At 65.3% G+C, this 16,072-nt stretch carries 16 protein-coding genes; 10 read left to right on the forward strand and 6 right to left on the reverse strand.

The genetic code is table 11. The features are described 5' to 3' along the window. Positions 1-498, forward strand: coding sequence for a GNAT family N-acetyltransferase (locus tag ACW5W4_RS09225; protein ID WP_456689177.1), 498 nt, complete (start codon positions 1-3; stop codon positions 496-498). Positions 499-560: 62 nt separating this feature from the next. Here ACW5W4_RS09225 and fabB read toward each other — a convergent pair whose 3' ends face one another. Beyond that, positions 561-1,772, reverse strand: coding sequence for a beta-ketoacyl-ACP synthase I (gene fabB, locus ACW5W4_RS09230; RefSeq protein ID WP_025326730.1), 1,212 nt, complete (start codon positions 1,770-1,772; stop codon positions 561-563). A 90-nt stretch (positions 1,773-1,862) separates the two neighbouring features. On the opposite strand from fabB, the gene mnmC reads away from it, so the two are divergent. Then, positions 1,863-3,878 (forward strand): bifunctional tRNA (5-methylaminomethyl-2-thiouridine)(34)-methyltransferase MnmD/FAD-dependent 5-carboxymethylaminomethyl-2-thiouridine(34) oxidoreductase MnmC, encoded by a 2,016-nt coding sequence (gene mnmC, locus ACW5W4_RS09235; protein WP_456689178.1) that lies wholly within the window; start codon positions 1,863-1,865, stop codon positions 3,876-3,878. Between the two features lie 96 nt (positions 3,879-3,974). Here mnmC and ACW5W4_RS09240 read toward each other — a convergent pair whose 3' ends face one another. Beyond that, positions 3,975-4,586 (reverse strand): DUF922 domain-containing protein, encoded by a 612-nt coding sequence (locus ACW5W4_RS09240; protein ID WP_427262665.1) that lies wholly within the window; start codon positions 4,584-4,586, stop codon positions 3,975-3,977. Between the two features lie 328 nt (positions 4,587-4,914). On the opposite strand from ACW5W4_RS09240, the gene dcuC reads away from it, so the two are divergent. From dcuC to ACW5W4_RS09265, 5 genes are all read left to right on the forward strand, one after another. Next, complete coding sequence (dcuC, locus tag ACW5W4_RS09245) at positions 4,915-6,267, forward strand: anaerobic C4-dicarboxylate transporter DcuC (protein WP_456689179.1); 1,353 nt, start codon at positions 4,915-4,917, stop codon at positions 6,265-6,267. Between the two features lie 94 nt (positions 6,268-6,361). After that, positions 6,362-8,020, forward strand: coding sequence for a bifunctional metallophosphatase/5'-nucleotidase (locus ACW5W4_RS09250; RefSeq protein ID WP_456689180.1), 1,659 nt, complete (start codon positions 6,362-6,364; stop codon positions 8,018-8,020). A gap of 215 nt (positions 8,021-8,235) precedes the next feature. After that, positions 8,236-9,879, forward strand: a complete 1,644-nt coding sequence (locus ACW5W4_RS09255) for a hypothetical protein (RefSeq protein WP_456689181.1) — start codon at positions 8,236-8,238, stop codon at positions 9,877-9,879. Between the two features lie 108 nt (positions 9,880-9,987). Beyond that, entirely contained in the window at positions 9,988-10,491 is a 504-nt protein-coding gene (locus ACW5W4_RS09260; RefSeq protein ID WP_456689182.1) for a M48 family metallopeptidase, read from the forward strand. A 35-nt stretch (positions 10,492-10,526) separates the two neighbouring features. Continuing rightward, positions 10,527-11,264, forward strand: a complete 738-nt coding sequence (locus ACW5W4_RS09265; RefSeq protein ID WP_456689220.1) for a DUF2927 domain-containing protein — start codon at positions 10,527-10,529, stop codon at positions 11,262-11,264. Positions 11,265-11,378: 114 nt separating this feature from the next. On the opposite strand, the gene ACW5W4_RS09270 is transcribed toward ACW5W4_RS09265, so the two are convergent. Further along, complete coding sequence (locus ACW5W4_RS09270; RefSeq protein ID WP_111874629.1) at positions 11,379-11,627, reverse strand: DinI-like family protein; 249 nt, start codon at positions 11,625-11,627, stop codon at positions 11,379-11,381. A gap of 72 nt (positions 11,628-11,699) precedes the next feature. Continuing rightward, entirely contained in the window at positions 11,700-12,593 is an 894-nt protein-coding gene (locus tag ACW5W4_RS09275; protein ID WP_456689183.1) for a LysR family transcriptional regulator, read from the reverse strand. A gap of 113 nt (positions 12,594-12,706) precedes the next feature. Between ACW5W4_RS09275 and ACW5W4_RS09280 the strand changes: the two genes are divergently transcribed. The 3 genes from ACW5W4_RS09280 (at position 12,707) to ACW5W4_RS09290 (ending at position 15,516) form a co-directional block, all read left to right on the forward strand. Continuing rightward, positions 12,707-13,858, forward strand: coding sequence for a methionine aminotransferase (locus tag ACW5W4_RS09280; protein WP_456689184.1), 1,152 nt, complete (start codon positions 12,707-12,709; stop codon positions 13,856-13,858). Between the two features lie 8 nt (positions 13,859-13,866). Further along, positions 13,867-14,682, forward strand: coding sequence for a carbon-nitrogen hydrolase family protein (locus ACW5W4_RS09285; RefSeq protein ID WP_456689185.1), 816 nt, complete (start codon positions 13,867-13,869; stop codon positions 14,680-14,682). A gap of 63 nt (positions 14,683-14,745) precedes the next feature. Continuing rightward, positions 14,746-15,516, forward strand: coding sequence for an ABC transporter substrate-binding protein (locus ACW5W4_RS09290; protein ID WP_456689186.1), 771 nt, complete (start codon positions 14,746-14,748; stop codon positions 15,514-15,516). Positions 15,517-15,586: 70 nt separating this feature from the next. Here the strand turns inward: ACW5W4_RS09290 and ykgO are convergent, their stop codons facing one another. Both ykgO and ACW5W4_RS09300 read right to left on the reverse strand, forming a co-directional pair. Continuing rightward, positions 15,587-15,712, reverse strand: a complete 126-nt coding sequence (ykgO, locus tag ACW5W4_RS09295) for a type B 50S ribosomal protein L36 (protein ID WP_005909330.1) — start codon at positions 15,710-15,712, stop codon at positions 15,587-15,589. After that, positions 15,709-15,978, reverse strand: a complete 270-nt coding sequence (locus ACW5W4_RS09300; protein ID WP_456689187.1) for a type B 50S ribosomal protein L31 — start codon at positions 15,976-15,978, stop codon at positions 15,709-15,711. Before ACW5W4_RS09300 ends, ykgO begins: the two co-directional genes overlap by 4 nt. Positions 15,979-16,072: the final 94 nt, after the last annotated feature.

A 16,072-nucleotide genomic window follows, 5' to 3' on the forward strand; every position in this document is an offset into this window, starting at 1 on the left:
ATGAGCATCCAGATCCGTTCCATCTCGCCACAGGATTGGCCCCAGATCATGGCCATTCAGGCCGAGTGCTATCACCAGCTGACCCCTGAGCCCCTCAGTGTCATGAGCAACAAGGCCGAGCTGGCCCCCGACTGCTGCTGGGTTGCAGAGCGCCAGGGCCGGGTGCTCGGCTACCTGCTCTGTCACCCCTGGCGCGCCAACCAGCCGCCGCCGCTCTCCGTCACCATGACGGCGCTGGCCGGGGCACAGGAGTTCTATCTGCACGATCTCGCCGTCTCGGCCGAGGCGCGCGGCATGGGGGTGGGCCAGCGCCTGCTCGCCACCGCCCTCGCCTATGCCAGCGATGAGGGGTTCCGGCATGCCGGGCTGGTGGCGGTGCAGGATGCCCCGGCCTTCTGGCGCAAGCAGGGCTTTGTCCCCTCTGCCACCGCAAAATCCCTGGCGGAATATGGGGAGGGCGCCGTCTATATGCGCCTGCCTTTGGCTGGCCTCGCCTGAGGGTCGCCCGATTGCCAATAAAAAAGGCGCCTTTCGGCGCCTTTTTTCACTTCCTCGGTGCATCAAGCCTTGAACTTGCTGAACACCAGGGAGGCGTTGGTACCGCCAAAGCCGAAGCTGTTGGACATGACGGTATTGAGGTCGGCGGCTTCGTACTCGCGCACGATGGGCAGGCCCACGGCTTTTTCGTCCAGGTTCTCGATGTTGATGCTGGGGGCGATGAAGCCGTGTTCCATCATCAGCAGGGAGTAGACGGCCTCGTGCACGCCGGCGGCGCCCAGGGCATGACCGGTCATCGCCTTGGTGGCGGAGAGCTTGGGCGCATTGCTGCCAAACAGGGTCTGGATGGCTTCCAGCTCCTTGGTATCACCGACCGGGGTGGAGGTGCCGTGGGTGTTGATGTAGTCCACGGAGCCGACGTCCTGCATCGCCATCTTCATGCAACGCACCGCGCCTTCACCGCTCGGGGCGACCATGTCGTAACCGTCGGAGGTGGCACCATAACCGGTGATCTCGGCGTAGATGTGGGCACCGCGGGCCAGGGCATGTTCCAGCTCCTCGACCACCAGGATGCCGCCGCCACCGGAGATGACGAAGCCGTCGCGATCCGCATCATAGGTGCGGGAGGCTTTTTCCGGGGTGTCGTTGTACTTGGTGGAGAGCGCGCCCATGGCGTCGAACTGGATGGTGGAAGACCAGTCCAGCTCCTCGCCGCCGCCGGCGAAGACGATGTCCTGCTTGCCCAGCTGGATCAGCTCCAGCGCATGACCGATGCAGTGGGCAGAGGTGGCGCAGGCGGAGCTGATGGTGTAGTTGACACCCTTGATCTTGAACGGGGTGGCCAGGCAGGCGGAAGTGGTGGAGGACATGGTGCGCGGCACCATGTAGGGCCCTACCCGCTTGACGCCCTTTTCACGGGCGATGTCCGCAGACTCGGAGGTGTTCTTGCCGGAGGCGCCGCCGGAGCCGACCACGATGCCGGTACGCTCGTTGGAGACCTGATCTTCGGGCAGACCGGCGTCAGCGATGGCCTGCTCCATGGAGAGGTAGGCGTAGGCCGCGGCGTCACCCATGAAGCGCATGACCTTGCGGTCGATCAGTTCGGACGGATCGAGTTTGATGTTACCCCAGACACGGCTGCGCAGGTTGTATTGTTCAAACTGCTCGGAATAGGTGATGCCGGATTTACCTGCTTTCAGGGAGGCCAGCACTTCTTCCTTGTTGTTGCCGATACTGGAGATGACGCCGATACCGGTGATCACTGCTCTTCTCATTAATTCATCTCGTCTGGAAAAACTGGCGCCAAGTCTACCCGCTTTCGGCTGCCAAACTGGTCTGCTTTCACGTAGAATGCCCGCGATTTGGTGACGCGAGCAGAGGAAAACGTGAGTCAAACATCCTTACATCATGCCCGATTAGACTGGAATGAAGCGGGAACTCCGGTTTCCAGCGACTTCGGGGATGTCTACTTTTCCAATGATAACGGTCTAAGTGAAAGCCGCTACGTCTTTTTGCTGCAAAATGGGCTACCGGCACGATTCTGCCACCACGACAGTGACAGTTTTGTGGTGGGTGAAACAGGTTTTGGCACCGGCCTTAACTTTCTCGCCACAATGGCCGCTTTTCTGGAACATGCCCCCCAACACGGCAACGGCTCCCGTCTGCACTTCATCAGCGTCGAAAAATACCCCCTCACCCAGGCCGATCTTGGCAAGGCCCTGGCGGCCTGGCCCGCGCTGGCCCCCTTGAGCGCCGAGCTCATCGCCCAGTGGCCGCTGGCGGTCGCCGGCTGCCATCGGTTGCTGTTCGCCGCGGGCCGGGTGCGGCTCGACCTCTGGCTCGGCGACATCGAGGATGCCTTGCCCCAGTGGCCCTGCCCCGCCGATGGCCTGATCGATGCCTGGTATCTGGACGGCTTTTCCCCCGCCAAAAACCCCGAGATGTGGACCCAGGGGCTGTTTGACCATCTGGCCCGTCTCGCCCGCCCCAGCGCCAGCGTCGCCACCTTCACCTGTGCCGGCTTCGTGCGCCGGGGCCTCATCGCCGCCGGTTTCAGCATGGCCAAGGTGAAGGGTCATGGCAGCAAGCGGGAGATGCTGGCAGGCCATCGCCAGGACAAGCAGGCGGATGCCAGCCTGGCGCCCGCCTATCCACGTCCGGCGGGCCGTCCCGGCGAGGTGCTGATCATCGGCGGCGGCATCGCCTCGGCCATGACGGCGCTCTCTCTGGTGGAGCGGGGCCGCCATGTCCGGCTCCTGTGCGAGGATGGCGAGCCGGCCACCGGCGCCTCGGGCAATCGCCAGGGGGCCCTCTATCCCCTGCTCAATGGCGAGCACGACGCCCTGTCGCGCTTCTATTCCCTCGCCTTTGGCTTTGCCAGAAGCCGGCTGCTGGCCCTGGCCAAACGCCACCCCATCGCCTTCGATCTGTGCGGCGTCACCCAGCTCGGCTACGACCAGAAGTCGGCGCAAAAACTGGCGAAGATGGCCCAGGGCCCCTTCCCCCCCACGCTGATGCACTCCATGTCAGCTGCTGAGGTCGAACAGATGGCCGGTCTGCCCTGTGGCGTGGACGGCGTCAGCTACCCCCTCGGCGGCTGGCTCTGCCCGGCGGATCTCACCCGCGCCGCCCTCGATGAGGCCCAGGCCGGCGGCCTGTTGCAGCTTGAGTACCACGCACCGGTGAGCACCATTTGCGAACAGGCGGACGGCTGGCGGGTGGAGAGCCAGGACGGCCGCCACTGGCAGGCCCCCAACCTGGTGGTGGCGGCCGGGCATCAGTTGCCCGCCCTGCTCCCCTTTGCCGAGCTCCCCCTCTACCCGGTGCGCGGCCAAGTCAGCCATGTGCCGACCACGGCGCGGTTAAGCCAGCTCAGGACTGTGCTCTGCTACGATGGCTACCTCACCCCGGCCCACGACGGGGCGCACTGCATCGGCGCCAGCTATGGCCGCAACCAGAGCAGCCTCGTATTCAGTGCCGAGGAGCAGGTCCAGAACCGGGCGCGGCTGCAAGCCTGCCTGCCGCAGCAGACCTGGCCTGCCGAGGTGGATGTGAGCGGCGACCAGGCCCGCGTCGGGGTGCGCTGCGCCAGCCGGGACCATCTGCCGGTGCTGGGGCCCATCGTCCGGCTCGACGCCCTGCGCGCGCTGGACTCGCTGCCGCTCAAGGCGCGTCCGGCGCAGACCCTGGCCACCTATCCCGGCCTCTTTGTGCTGGGGGCCCTGGGCTCCCGGGGTCTCTGCTCGGCCCCCCTGTGCGGCGAGCTGCTCGCCAGCGAGATCTGCGGCGATCCCTTGCCCCTGGCCTGGGATCTGCTGGCCGCCCTGCACCCCGCCCGCTACTGGGTGCGCAAATGGCTCAAGGGCAAGCCGGTCGGTTGAGCCGCGAGACGCCAAGGCCCCATAACGAGACGCCGCCAGTGGCTTGCCCCTGGCGGCGTCTTGCATTGCCTCTCTTCGGCCGACCAAGGGCCCTGCTCAGGGGGAGAGCGGCCAGCTCAGCCCCAGTCTGCGGCCATGATCCGTCTGTTCGGCGAGGCGGGCGAAGCGGGACTTGGCTTGCGCCAGCAGGGCACGTCCCTGCAGATCCCCCTGGTGGCGCAGGGCGGCGCAGTCATTGCTTGGGGGAAGCTGGGCGAGCTTGTAACCGATGGCGCTGGCGGTCTCCTGCACTATGTCCTTGTGGCGGCTCTCATAGTCGAGCATGGCGCCGAGCATGATGTTCCAATTCTGCTGCTCCGCCACGCTCGCCCTGGACTTGTTGACCCACTCGGGCACCATCACCTTGATCCGGGTCCTGACCCTGACCTCCTTGAGGTCGCAACGCCCCGCCAGGGGATAGGCCAGCATGGTCCAGTCGAGCCGGTAGCTGGCCATGCCGAGCCCCTGCTGACCGACGCTCCCCTTGGGGCCGAGCCGCGCAGCCTGGGCCAGGGCGGCCTGCATGCTGGTCCCCTTCACCTTGTAGAACTGGAAGTCGACCCGGATATCCGGCTCTATCCTGACCCCGACGTAATGGGTCGGGGCGGCGCCGACCGCGGCGGCCCACAGCAGACTCGCTCCCCAACCCAGGTTACCCAACTTGCCCATGGTGCTCTACGCCGCCTTATCGTTGTCATCTGACCGGTGAATGTCATGAATAATCAATATATTAATTAACTGACGCCCTGCGCAAGTCTCATCATGATACCCGGCGCGCATCTGCGCAAGTCGCCATGGCCCTATGGTCAGGGACGGGGTGCCATGGACCACCTTCTGGCCGCTCAATCGCGCGTCCCCGCCTCTTCACCCCATGATTTGCTGACCTTAATCAAATCAGCAGACCAATTTGCTGGTTACATTAGCATTCATCGCATAAATGGCTACCGCAGCGCGAGCCAGCCTCACCGGCTCTCCCTTGACCCACAGGATCCTGAATATGGTTGAACTCACGATTGGCACCCTGGTTACCCTCATGGTGGGTCGCTGCATCTTCAAGGGCTATTCGGCCACCGGCATACTGCTCGGCGGCGGCCTGCTGCTGCTGGCCATCACGGCGCTGCTCGGCAAACCTGTGCTGCCAGAGAGCGTCCCCACCACGGGCAACGTGGTGACCGACATCTTCGAATACGTGCGCTTCCTGCTCAACAGCCGGGGCGGCGGCCTGGGCATGCTGATCATGGTGCTGTGCGGATTCGCCGGCTACATGAGCCACATCGGCGCCAACACCATGCTGGTCAAGCTCGCCAGCAAGCCCCTTGGTGTCATCAAGTCTCCCTACGTGCTGCTGGTGGCCGCCTATCTGGTGGCCTGCGCCATGTCGCTGGCGGTGAGCTCGGCCACCGGCCTCGGGGTCTTGCTGATGGCGACCCTGTTCCCGCTGATGGTCAACATGGGGATCTCCTGCGGCGCCGCGGCGGCGGTGTGCGCCTCCCCGGCCGCCATCATCCTCTCTCCCACCTCGGGGGACGTGGTGATGGCCGCCGAGGCCGCCAACATGGCGCTCATCGACTTTGCCTTCAAGCTGACCCTGCCCATCTCCCTGGCCGCCATCGCCGCCATGGCCGTGGCCCACTTCTTCTGGCAGCGTTTTCTGGACAAGCGCTCCGGCGAGGTGAACGAGCGGGTGGCGGCAGGGGATCTCATCACCACTGCCCCCGCCTATTACGCCATATTGCCGTTTGCCCCCATCATCGGGGTGCTGATCTTCGACGGCAAGCTGGCCCCCCAGCTCGATATCGTCACCATCATCGTCATGTGCCTGACCCTGAGTGCCCTGCTGGAGCTGGCCCGCCATAGGGATGGCAAGGGGCTGCTCGACGGCCTGCAGGTGTGCTGGCGCAACATGGCCGACGCCTTCGCCGGCGTGGTCATGCTGCTGGTGGGCGCCGGCGTGTTCGCCCAGGGGCTGATGACCATCGGCTTCATCGACACCCTGCTCGCCCACGCCCAGGATCTGGGCAGCGGCGGCGCCATCATGATGCTCTCCCTGGTGGTGATCACCACCCTGGCCGCCTTCACCACGGGATCGGGCAATGCCCCCTTCTACGCCTTCGTGGAGCTGATCCCCAACCTGGCCAGCTCCCTGGGCATCAATCCCGCCTATCTGGTGATCCCCATGCTGCAGGCATCGAACCTGGGCCGCACCATCTCCCCGGTCTCCGGGGTGGTGGTCGCCTGCTCCGGCATGGCCAACCTCTCGCCGTTCGAGGTGGTCAAGCGCACCTCGGTGCCGGTGGCCGTCGGCCTGGCCGTGGTGCTGATCGCCACCCAGATCATGGTACCCGCCTGACACACCTTCCCCGGCCCGACCATGGGCCGGGCTGGTATCCCCGCCCGTACCTGAGGTAGACTCTTGGCCTTCTTTCCCCTAAAGGAGGACCGATATGAGTACGACGGTTCAACTTGCCCATTTCAGCGACTGTCACTCCCATTTCGATGGTGCCCAGGTGCGTTTTTGCCCCCCCGGCGAGCCCCAATGGCTCTGCCAGAGCGGTGGCTATGCCCGCCTGATGACCCGTGTCCGTCAGCTCAGGGCCGAGGCGGCCGCAGCCGGCACCCCTTTCCTGCTGCTCCATGGGGGCGACACCTTCCAGGGCTCCCTCTACTTCAACCGTTTCAAGGGGCGCGCCAACGCGGATCTGCTGCGCCTGCTCGCCCCCGATGCCATGGTGCTCGGCAACCATGAGTTCGATCTGGGCAACGGCCCCCTGGTGGAGTTCCTGCGCCAGATTGATTTCCCCGTGCTCGCCGCCAACCTGGACAGCAGCCAGGAGCCCGTCGATACCCCCCTGCCCCTGCGAGGCCTGCCCCATCTCCATGATGCCAGCCAGCCCTGGCTGGTGCGCACACTGGGTGACGTGCGTTTCGCCCTGCTCGGCATCACACTGCCCCAGATGGCGGACATCGCCAACCCGGACGAGCACACCCGTTTTCATGGCGTGAGCCAGACCCTGACCCGCCAGCTGGGCCAGATCCGCGCCGCCGGCATCCGCCACATCATACTGCTCAGTCACCTGGGGCTGGAGCAGGACAAGCTGCTGGCCGAGCGCTTCCCCGAGCTGAGCCTCATCATCGGCGGCCACACCCACAGCCTGCTCGGCGATCTCGCCCCCCTGGGGCTGCGAAGCGAGGGGGACTATCCCCTGATGGTCAACCGGGTCGCCATTCTCCACGCGGGCCACAGCGCCCAGAGCCTGGGGGTGTGCGAGCTGGACTTCGATGAGCAGGGCCGGGTCAGCCAGGGCCGGGGCCGCATCGAGTGGTTCCCCTGGCAGCCCTGGCCCTATGCCAGCCCCGCTCCCGCCAACCTCCATTTCTGCGCGCCGGATCCCCTCATCGAGGGTCACATGGCGCGCCGTTATCGCCCCGCCCTCGAGGAGATGGCGGCCAGGACGGTGACCCGGCTGCCCGAGCCGCTGCTGCACCAGCGGATCCCGGACGCCAGGCTGCCCCACGGCAGCCAGGTGGCGCCCCTGGTCGCGGCCGCCATGCTGGCAGGGGCCCGCGAGCAGGTGGGCCGGGTTGATTTCGCCCTGCACAATGGCGGTGGCGTGCGCTGCTCCCTCGAGCCCGGCCCCCTCAGCGAGGCGGACATCGCCGGGCAGCTGCTCCCCTTCGCCATTCCCCTGACCCTCTATCGGGTGCATGGCCATGAACTGGCAGAGGCCCTGGAAGGCGCCATCGACAATGCCACCGACAACGGGGTGACAGGCAATGGCAGCGGCAGCTTCCCCTATACCGCCGGGGTGCGCTTTCACTACCTGGCCGAGCTGCCCAAGGGGCAGCGCATCCGCCAGTTGGAGTGGGAGTCCAGCCCGGGTCACTGGCAGCCGGTGGAGAAGGAAGGAGTCTATCGCGGCGTCTCCAGCGCCTATACCGCCTCCGGCAAGGAGGGGTATACCGCCCTCACCCGCACCCTGACCCAGCACAATCAGGAGCTCGGCATCACCCTGGCCGATGCCTTCATCCGCTGGGCGCGCCAGCACCCGACCCTGCCTGCCCCCGCCCCCCTGATCCACTACCGGCCTCACCCCGGGGCCTGAATCGGCAAGCCAGGGGATGACCGCCCCGTCGGGGGGGGGGGGGGGGGGCTTCCTCGCGACAGGGGCGATAAGTGGCTGTTTTTAGTCCGGGAATGGCCCTGTGAGGGGCGCCGGGCGGGAATATTTGCATCCCGCCCTGCGCCCCCATTGCATCAAAGGCCCAGGCTCGGCAAGATAGGCCCGCTTTCGCATGCTCAGGCACAGGATCAGGCTTCATGAATCACTCCATCCGTTTCTCCTCTTCGCGCAACAATCCGCCGCTGCGCCCCCTCGCCATCCTGTTGACCGGCCTCATCGCCTGCCTGTTTTGCCTGCGCAACCCGCTCTTCTATGGCATGGCTCCCGGCTTCGATGCCTCGCTGTTCGCCGTCATGGGCAAGATGTGGCATGAAGGGGGTGTGCTCTATCGCGACATGATCGACATCAAGGGCCCCATGATCTTCGCCCTGGATGCCCTGGGTTACTGGCTGGACGGTTTTCGCGGCATCTGGCTGCTGGAGCTCATCCTGTGCTGGCTCGGCCTGCTGGCGAGCTGGCAAGCCTTCAACCAGCTCGCCCTCTCCTTTCGCGCCCGCCTCGGCGCCATGCTGGCGGTACTGGCCCTGTACGGCACCCGTTACTACTACGGCAACATGACGGAGGACTGGACGTTTCATTTGGCCCTGCTCGCCCAGTGGGCCTTCATCACCCTGCTGCTGGACAAGGAGTTTCGCTGGTGGCCGGCCCTGGTGGCCGGGCTCAGCTTCGCCATCGTCGCCTGGATGCGCACCAACAACGGCGCCCTCTGGGGGACCTGGTATCTGGTGCTGTTCTGCCAGTGGTGCCTGCGCGAACAATGGCGCGATGCCCTGCTGCTGCTGCTCTCCAGCCTGCTGGGCCTGGCCCTGATTGGCGGCCCTCTCTATGGCTATTTCCAGCACCATGGGCTGCTGGCCGACTTCAAGTACTACGCCTTCGACATCTTCTTCGAGGGGAGCTATGGCAATGGCTTCTCCGTCTATGTGGGGGCGGTCGGCCTGCTGCGCACCGGTCTGGTCATGCTGCTCCCCCCCTTCATCCTCCTGATGCTGAGCCGACGCCAGGAGTGGTATCTGCCCGCCCTGCTCGCCACCCTGCTGGGGGTGCTGTTCACCCTGATCGCCAACTCGGTGTCGGGTCATGTGTTCGATCACTATGATGTGCTCTACCTGCCGCTGGGGCTGCTGCCGCTGGCCTGTCTGCTCGATCGCAGCGAGCGCCAGAGCGATCTCATGGGCCTGTTTTGCATCTCCCTGGTGGTGCTCACCGCCAGCTGGCTGCTGGCCCAGCAGCTGGTCTTTGGCTGGAGCAACAAGGAGTGGAGCCTGGATCGGGTGAGCGAGGTGCTGGGGACCAGCCTGCTGTGGGCCTTGCCCGTGCTGATCCTGCTGCCCCTGTGGCGTGCCTGGGATGTGCGATCCGCCACCCCCTGGCTCGCCACCCTGGCCATGCTGGCCCTGATGATCAACAACGCCTGGGATGGCACCCAGAAGGGTCGCCCCTTCAATGCCGCCGCCCAGGTGCGGGTCGATCGCATCCTGGCCGAGACCACCCCGAGCGACAGGATCTGGGTCGACGCCATCCAGCCCCAATATTATCTGTGGACCGATCGCCAACCCGCTTCGGCCTATCTGTTCTTCGCCAACGTCAATCCCCCCTATGACGTGCGCGAGCGGGTGCTGCAGGATCTGCAGCGCCAGCCCCCCAAGTTCATCATCGCCAAGGCGGAAAAAGTCGCCCTGGGGCGCCAGCCGTCCGCGCCCCCCTCCACCCAAGCCTTCTATCGCTACCTGGAGACCCACTATCGGGAGGTCGAGCCCGGTCTCTACCGCCGCGAGTGATCCCGGCGCGGCCGCGAGCCCCGGCAAGACCCGGATATAAATCAGGCCCCCCATTGGCTACAATGAGGGGCCTCTTCGTTTCATCCTTTTTCATCCGGCAGGAGTCCCATGACGGCATTGACCTATCTCGGCGGCTATCCCGAGCCCCTCAAGGCCCAGGTGTTGCAGCTGATCGCCCACGGCAAACTCGGTGAGTTTCTCGCCAAACGCTACCCGGACAGCCACCTCATTCAGAGCGACAAGGCCCTGCTCGCCTACACCCAGGAGCTCAAGAGCCGCTACCTCAAGAGTTCGGCGCCCCTCGCCAAGGTGATCTTCGATGGCAAGATCAACGTGATCAAGGATGCCCTTGGCCTGCACACCTATGTCAGCCGGGTGCAGGGCAACAAGCTCAAGGCCAAGAACGAGATCCGCATCGCCGCCCTGTTCAAGGCCGCCCCCCCGGCGTTTCTCAGGATGATAGTGGTCCATGAGCTGGCCCATATCCGGGAGAAGGAGCACAACAAGGCCTTCTACCAGCTCTGCCAGCACATGGAGCCGGATTACCACCAGCTGGAGTTCGATCTGCGGCTCTGGCTCACCTGGCGAGACCTGGAGAAGGGGGCGGGGTGAGGCTGCTCGCCTGCCTGCTGCTGCTCCTGCCCGCCATGGCCGCCCAGGCCCTGGCGCACTGGCAGCAGGATGCCTATCTGATGGAGAGCTTCCAGCGGGTGGCGCTCGGGCGGGAATACAGGGACGCCGGGCCTGTCAGCTTCAACCGCTGGCGCGACCCCGTCAGGATCCGCCTCGTCAACGAGGTGGGGGACAAGCCGCTGCAGGCCGAGGTGGTGAAGATCCAGGCGGCCCACCTGGCCCGGATCACCGGCCACCCTGTCGCCCTCGCCAAGGGCGCGGCGGCGGCCAACCTCACCCTGGTGATGACCCGCCGCGCCAAGGTGGCGCAATGGGCAGAGCGCCTGATGGGCAAGAGCCCGAGTGTGAGCGCCGCCCTGGCCGATGGTCTCTGCCTGGCCAATTTTGTCACCGACAGGGAGGGGGCCATCCGCCGGGCCAGCATCATCATCCCGGTGGACGCCAGCCGGGACAAGGGGCGGTTTCTCGATTGCGTGGTGGAGGAGCTGACCCAGGTGATGGGGCTGCCCAACGACTCGGATGCCGTCTTCCCCTCCGTGTTCAACGATCGCAGCACGGACAGCTTCCTGACCGGGCTGGACTACCTGCTGCTCAAGATGGCCTATCACCCGGCCCTGCATCCGGGCATGAGCCAGGCCGAGGTGGCCGCCGCCCTGCCCACTGTGCTGCGGGACCTCAAGGCCGATGGCGAGATCCGCGCCGCCAACCGCCGGGTCCAGACCCTCAGCCTCAAGGCCTGGGCCGGGCTCTAACCCGGCGCGATGCAGCAGAGACAGAGACAGGACAGCCTGGTCCCCGGATCCGGCGTGGGCGCATGGCCGGCCCCATGGAGGCGTTGGCGCCCATGGAGCAGGCGCCCACCCTTGTCAGGCGACGCTCGACTCCGGCATCCAACTCTCGGCGTTCTCCCACACCTCCTGCACCAGCTCCTCCAGCAGCTCTTTTTCCTCCTTGCTGGCCCGGGTGATGTTCAGGGCCATGTTGCTGCCCCCCGCCACCCGCACCTGGATATCGGGGAAACGGCGACCCAGCTGCTTGAGCAGCTCCTGCTCCAGAGCCGCCATGATGTCGGGGGAGACCTGTTTTTTCCTGTCGATGATGATTTCCAGACGCATACGCACCTCCGCTGTTGATACTGTAATTTTATACAGTATTTTTACCCCCTGTAAAGGGGGCAAGCGGAAAAGTCAGCGAAGCGGCTGAACGCTGTTGCACAACCACTCATGGACCCTGTGCACCCCGGCTCGCTGACTGTCGGGGCGCATCAAGAGGGCATATTCGTGATCCGTGCCGAGCACGGGGGCGAAGGGGGCCACCAGCACGCCGCTCTCCAGCTCCTCGGCCACTATGGTGGGATCCCCAAGGGAGATACCAAACCCCTGCAAGGCGGCATTCATCGCGAGATCCAGGGTATCGAACAGCTGGCCCCCCCTGGGGAGCCAAGGCGTCTCGACGAAGGCGGCGAACCAGTTGCGCCAGTCCCGTCGATCCGCGCTGGCATGGAGCAGCGGCAGCGTCAGCAGATCCGTGATGGGGCGATCGAACAGCGCGTGTCTGGCGGCAAAGGCGGGGGCGCAGATGGGGGTGAGGCGTTCGCGAAACAGCGGCAGACTCTGGGGGGATCGCCCCTGGCAGGGCTGGTAGACGATGGCGAGATCGAAGGGCTCCCGGGAGAAGTCGATGCCGTGGCTATGGCTGCCGCGCACCTCCACCGCCTCCCCCTCGCACGCCTGCAACTGCCGCAGCAGCCAGCGACTGGCGCAGGAGGGCACCTTGATGCTGATGGCTTGCTGCTGGGGCAGGGCTTGCAGGACACCTAGCCCCTCCCCCATGCGGGCCAGCCCCTCGCTGACATAGGGCAACAACTGCTCGGCGGCCGGGGTCAGGGCGAGGCAGCGGGTGCCGCGCAAGAAGAGGGGGTGACCGAGGCGCGCCTCCAGCTGGGCGATCTGCTTGCTCACCGCGCCCGGGCTCACGCACAGCTCATCGGCCGCCAGGGTGAAGCTCAGATGGCGGGCGGCGCACTCGAATACTTGCAGCCCGTAGAGGGGCAACTGGCTGCGAGGGGGGGACCATATCATGCAAGCCTCCATGCTTGAGATAAACTCACGCATACCATGCCGAATAATCCGTTGTCCGGCAAGGGAGCGAGGGCTAAAAAGGGACCTCATTCACATACTCAGGTGATGGTCCCATGTCCTCCCCTCGCATCCTCAGCAAACTGCCCCAGGTGGGCACCACCATCTTCAGCGTGATCGGGGATCTGGCCGCCCGCCATCCCAGCATCAACCTCTCTCAGGGGGCGCCGAGCTTTCCCTGCGATCCCGAGCTCATCCGGGTGACCCACGAGGCCATGCTGGCCGGGGAGAACCAGTATGCCCCCATGACGGGGCTGCCCGAATTGCGCGAGCAGCTGGCGGCCAAGATAGCGACCAGCTATGGCCACCACTATGACGCCGGCGAGGAAGTCACCATCACCGCCAGCGCCAGCGAGGCCCTGTTCTGCGCCATCACCGCCCTGGTGCACCCGGGGGACGAGGTGATCATGTTCGAACCGGCGTTTGACAGCTACCGCCCCATGATCCAGCTGCAAGGGGCCACCCCAGTGGTGATCGCCCTCAAGGCGCCGGATTTTGCCATTCCCTGGGAGGAAGTGGCCGCCCGCATCAGCCCCCGCACCCGCATGATAGTGCTCAACACCCCCCACAACCCCACCGGCACCGTCTGGCAGGCGGGGGATCAGGAGCGTCTGGCCCGCCTGGTGCGCGGCACCGACATCCTGATCCTCTCGGACGAGGTGTACGAGCACGTGGTGTTCGACGGCGCCCTGCACCAGAGCGTGATCCGCTATCCGGAACTGGTGGAGCGCGCCGTCGCCGTCTTCTCCTTCGGCAAGACCTTCCACGTCACCGGCTGGCGGGTGGGTTACTGCGTGGCGCCCCGCCCCCTGATGGAGGAGATCCGCAAGGTGCACCAGTTTGCCATGTTCGCCGCCGATACCCCCATGCAGTACGGCTTCGCCCACCTGTTGCAGCAACCGGCCCACTACCAGGGGCTGGCGGACTTCTACCAGCGCAAGCGCGACCTGCTGACCTCGGCCCTGGGGGATTCTCGCTTTACCCTGCTCCCCTCCGCCGGCAGCTTCTTCATGCTGGCGAGCTATGAACGGATCAGCGACGAGCCCGACAGCCTGTTCGTGCAGCGCCTCATCCGCGACCACGGGGTCGCCACCATACCCGTCTCCGCCTTCTATCACGACGCCGCGGATCAGCGGGTCATCCGCCTCTCCTTCTCCAAGGATGACGACACCCTGCTGGCAGGCGCCGAGCGCCTGTGCGGCGTCTAGGAGGCACCATGGATTCAGTGCGCGTTGCCGTTCTGCAGATGGTCTCAGCAGACCAGCTTGATCACAACCTGGTCCAGGCCGAGGCGCTGCTGCGCCAGGCGGCAGCCGAGGGGGCCGAGCTGGCCCTGCTGCCCGAATACTTCTACCTGATGCCGGTTGACGAGCGGGCGCGGGTCGCCCTGGCCGCCCCCGTGAGCGATCACCCCCTGCTGGCCTGGGCCCGGGAGCTGGCCCGGGAGCTCGGGATCTGGCTGCTGGCCGGCACCCTGCCCCTTGAGAGCGACGAGCCCGGCAAGATGCACAACAGCAGCCTGCTCATCGACCCGCAAGGGCAGCTCGCCAGCCGCTACGACAAGCTGCACCTGTTTGGCTTTTGCACCGGGCAGGAGCAATATGACGAAGCCGCGACCATGAGCCCGGGTCGGGAGGTGGTGAGCCACCCCCTGCCCTGGGGCGTGCTGCGCCTCGGGATCTGCTACGACCTGCGCTTCCCCGAGCTGTTTCGCCTTGACCCTGCCCCCGACTTCATCGCCCTGCCCGCGGCCTTCACCCACACCACCGGGCTCGCGCACTGGGAATTGCTGCTGCGGGCCCGGGCGGTGGAGAACCTGGCCTTCGTGTTCGCCAGCGCCCAGGGGGGACACCACCCCGGCGGGCGCCGCACCTTCGGCCACAGCATGATCATCGATCCCTGGGGCCGGGTACTGGCCCAGGTAGAGGAGGGTCAGGGCATGGCCATCGCCACCCTGGATCTGGCGGCCCAGCGCAGGGTGCGCAGCCAGCTGCCGGCCCTCACCCATCGCAAGATAGCCGTCGGCATCTGAAGCCGGCATCCTTCACGACCATTGGCATGACGCCACAGACGCAACAACCGCAAGGGACTGACCATGAAACTCAACACCGCAATGATGCTGATGGCCCTGGCCACCGCCGGCCAGGCCGCCGCCAAACCCCTGGTGATCGCCACCGACGCCACCTATCCCCCGTTCGAGATGATCGACAGCAGCGGCAAGCTCGGCGGCTTCGAAGTCGATCTGGCCTATGCCCTGTGCGCGGCCATGAAGGCCGAGTGCGAGGTCATCAACCAGCCCTGGGACGCCCTGCTGCCGGGTCTGCAGGTGCGCAAGTACGACGCCATCATGTCCTCCATGAACATCACCGACGAGCGGCGCCAGAAGGTCGCCTTCAGCCAGGTCTACTACATGATGCAGAACCGCTTCGTGGGGCGCAGCGACAAGGCGGCCGACTTTGCCGACACCCCCGAGCACTTCAAAGGCAAGGTGATAGCGGTGCAGGAGGGGACGCCCCAGGACAACTTCATCACCGCCCGCTACGGTGACGTGGCCAAGATCAAGCGCTACGTCAACGCCCAGTCCCCCATGCTGGATCTGCAGTCCAGCCGCGCCGACTACACCTTCGGCAACATGGTGCAGCTGAAGGTGGGCTTCCTCGACAAGGAGATGGGCAAGCAGTTCGCCTTCGTCGGTCCCCAGTTCAACGGCACCCAGGACAAGATCCTGGGAGAAGGGGTAGCGGTGGCCCTGCGCAAGAAGGATGACAAGCTCAAGGGCCGGTTCGATGCCGCCATCGAGCGCGTCAAGGCCGATGGCACCTTCGACCAGCTGCTCAAGAAGTACCAGCTCGAAGATCTGCTCTGAGTCGGATCCAATGGCGATAACAGAAGAGGGGGCGATCGGATCGCCCCCTCTTCATGCATGCCAGAACAGGTTACCCCTGGCGCGCCTTGAAACGCGGGTTGCTCTTGCAGATCACGAACAGCTTGCCGCGCCGACGCACCAGCTGACAGTCAGGATGGCGTGTCTTGGCGGATTTGAGAGAGGCGAGTACCTTCATGCCGCCCCCTGCTTGCCGAGAAATGCGCCGAAGCGCTGACCAAAACGGGCCACCTGGCCTTCGCTGCCCACTTGCTTCTGCTTGCCGGTGTAGAAGGGATGGGAGGCACTGGAGACATCCAGGGTCAGATAGGGGTACTCCTTGCCGTTCTGCTCCCACACCTGGGTGCGATCCGTCTTGAGGGTGGATCCCACCAGGAAATAGGTATTGGCCGTCACATCGTGGAACAGCACCTGACGGTAATCGGGATGGAGATCGGGTTTCATTATGGCCTCAAATGTTATGTTATAACGAAACCTAGGTTATCCCAATCAAGAACCATTATCAATAGCAGAACCAAAGTGGTGACAAGGCCACCGG

It is taken from the genome of Aeromonas crassostreae, assembly GCF_054052445.1.

Bases quoted from the DNA above. Each gene is read 5' to 3' on its own strand.
- ykgO (WP_005909330.1), bottom strand. From the start codon at position 15,712: ATGAAGGTACTCGCCTCTCTCAAATCCGCCAAGACACGCCATCCTGAC.
- ACW5W4_RS09260 (WP_456689182.1), top strand. From the start codon at position 9,988: ATGACGGCATTGACCTATCTCGGCGGCTATCCCGAGCCCCTCAAGGCC.
- ACW5W4_RS09265 (WP_456689220.1), top strand. From the start codon at position 10,527: ATGGCCGCCCAGGCCCTGGCGCACTGGCAGCAGGATGCCTATCTGATG.
- ACW5W4_RS09250 (WP_456689180.1), top strand. From the start codon at position 6,362: ATGAGTACGACGGTTCAACTTGCCCATTTCAGCGACTGTCACTCCCAT.
- fabB (WP_025326730.1), bottom strand. From the start codon at position 1,772: ATGAGAAGAGCAGTGATCACCGGTATCGGCGTCATCTCCAGTATCGGC.
- ACW5W4_RS09225 (WP_456689177.1), top strand. From the start codon at position 1: ATGAGCATCCAGATCCGTTCCATCTCGCCACAGGATTGGCCCCAGATC.
- ACW5W4_RS09275 (WP_456689183.1), bottom strand. From the start codon at position 12,593: ATGATATGGTCCCCCCCTCGCAGCCAGTTGCCCCTCTACGGGCTGCAA.
- dcuC (WP_456689179.1), top strand. From the start codon at position 4,915: ATGGTTGAACTCACGATTGGCACCCTGGTTACCCTCATGGTGGGTCGC.
- ACW5W4_RS09280 (WP_456689184.1), top strand. From the start codon at position 12,707: ATGTCCTCCCCTCGCATCCTCAGCAAACTGCCCCAGGTGGGCACCACC.
- ACW5W4_RS09270 (WP_111874629.1), bottom strand. From the start codon at position 11,627: ATGCGTCTGGAAATCATCATCGACAGGAAAAAACAGGTCTCCCCCGAC.
- ACW5W4_RS09300 (WP_456689187.1), bottom strand. From the start codon at position 15,978: ATGAAACCCGATCTCCATCCCGATTACCGTCAGGTGCTGTTCCACGAT.
- ACW5W4_RS09285 (WP_456689185.1), top strand. From the start codon at position 13,867: ATGGATTCAGTGCGCGTTGCCGTTCTGCAGATGGTCTCAGCAGACCAG.
- ACW5W4_RS09255 (WP_456689181.1), top strand. From the start codon at position 8,236: ATGAATCACTCCATCCGTTTCTCCTCTTCGCGCAACAATCCGCCGCTG.
- ACW5W4_RS09290 (WP_456689186.1), top strand. From the start codon at position 14,746: ATGAAACTCAACACCGCAATGATGCTGATGGCCCTGGCCACCGCCGGC.
- ACW5W4_RS09240 (WP_427262665.1), bottom strand. From the start codon at position 4,586: ATGGGCAAGTTGGGTAACCTGGGTTGGGGAGCGAGTCTGCTGTGGGCC.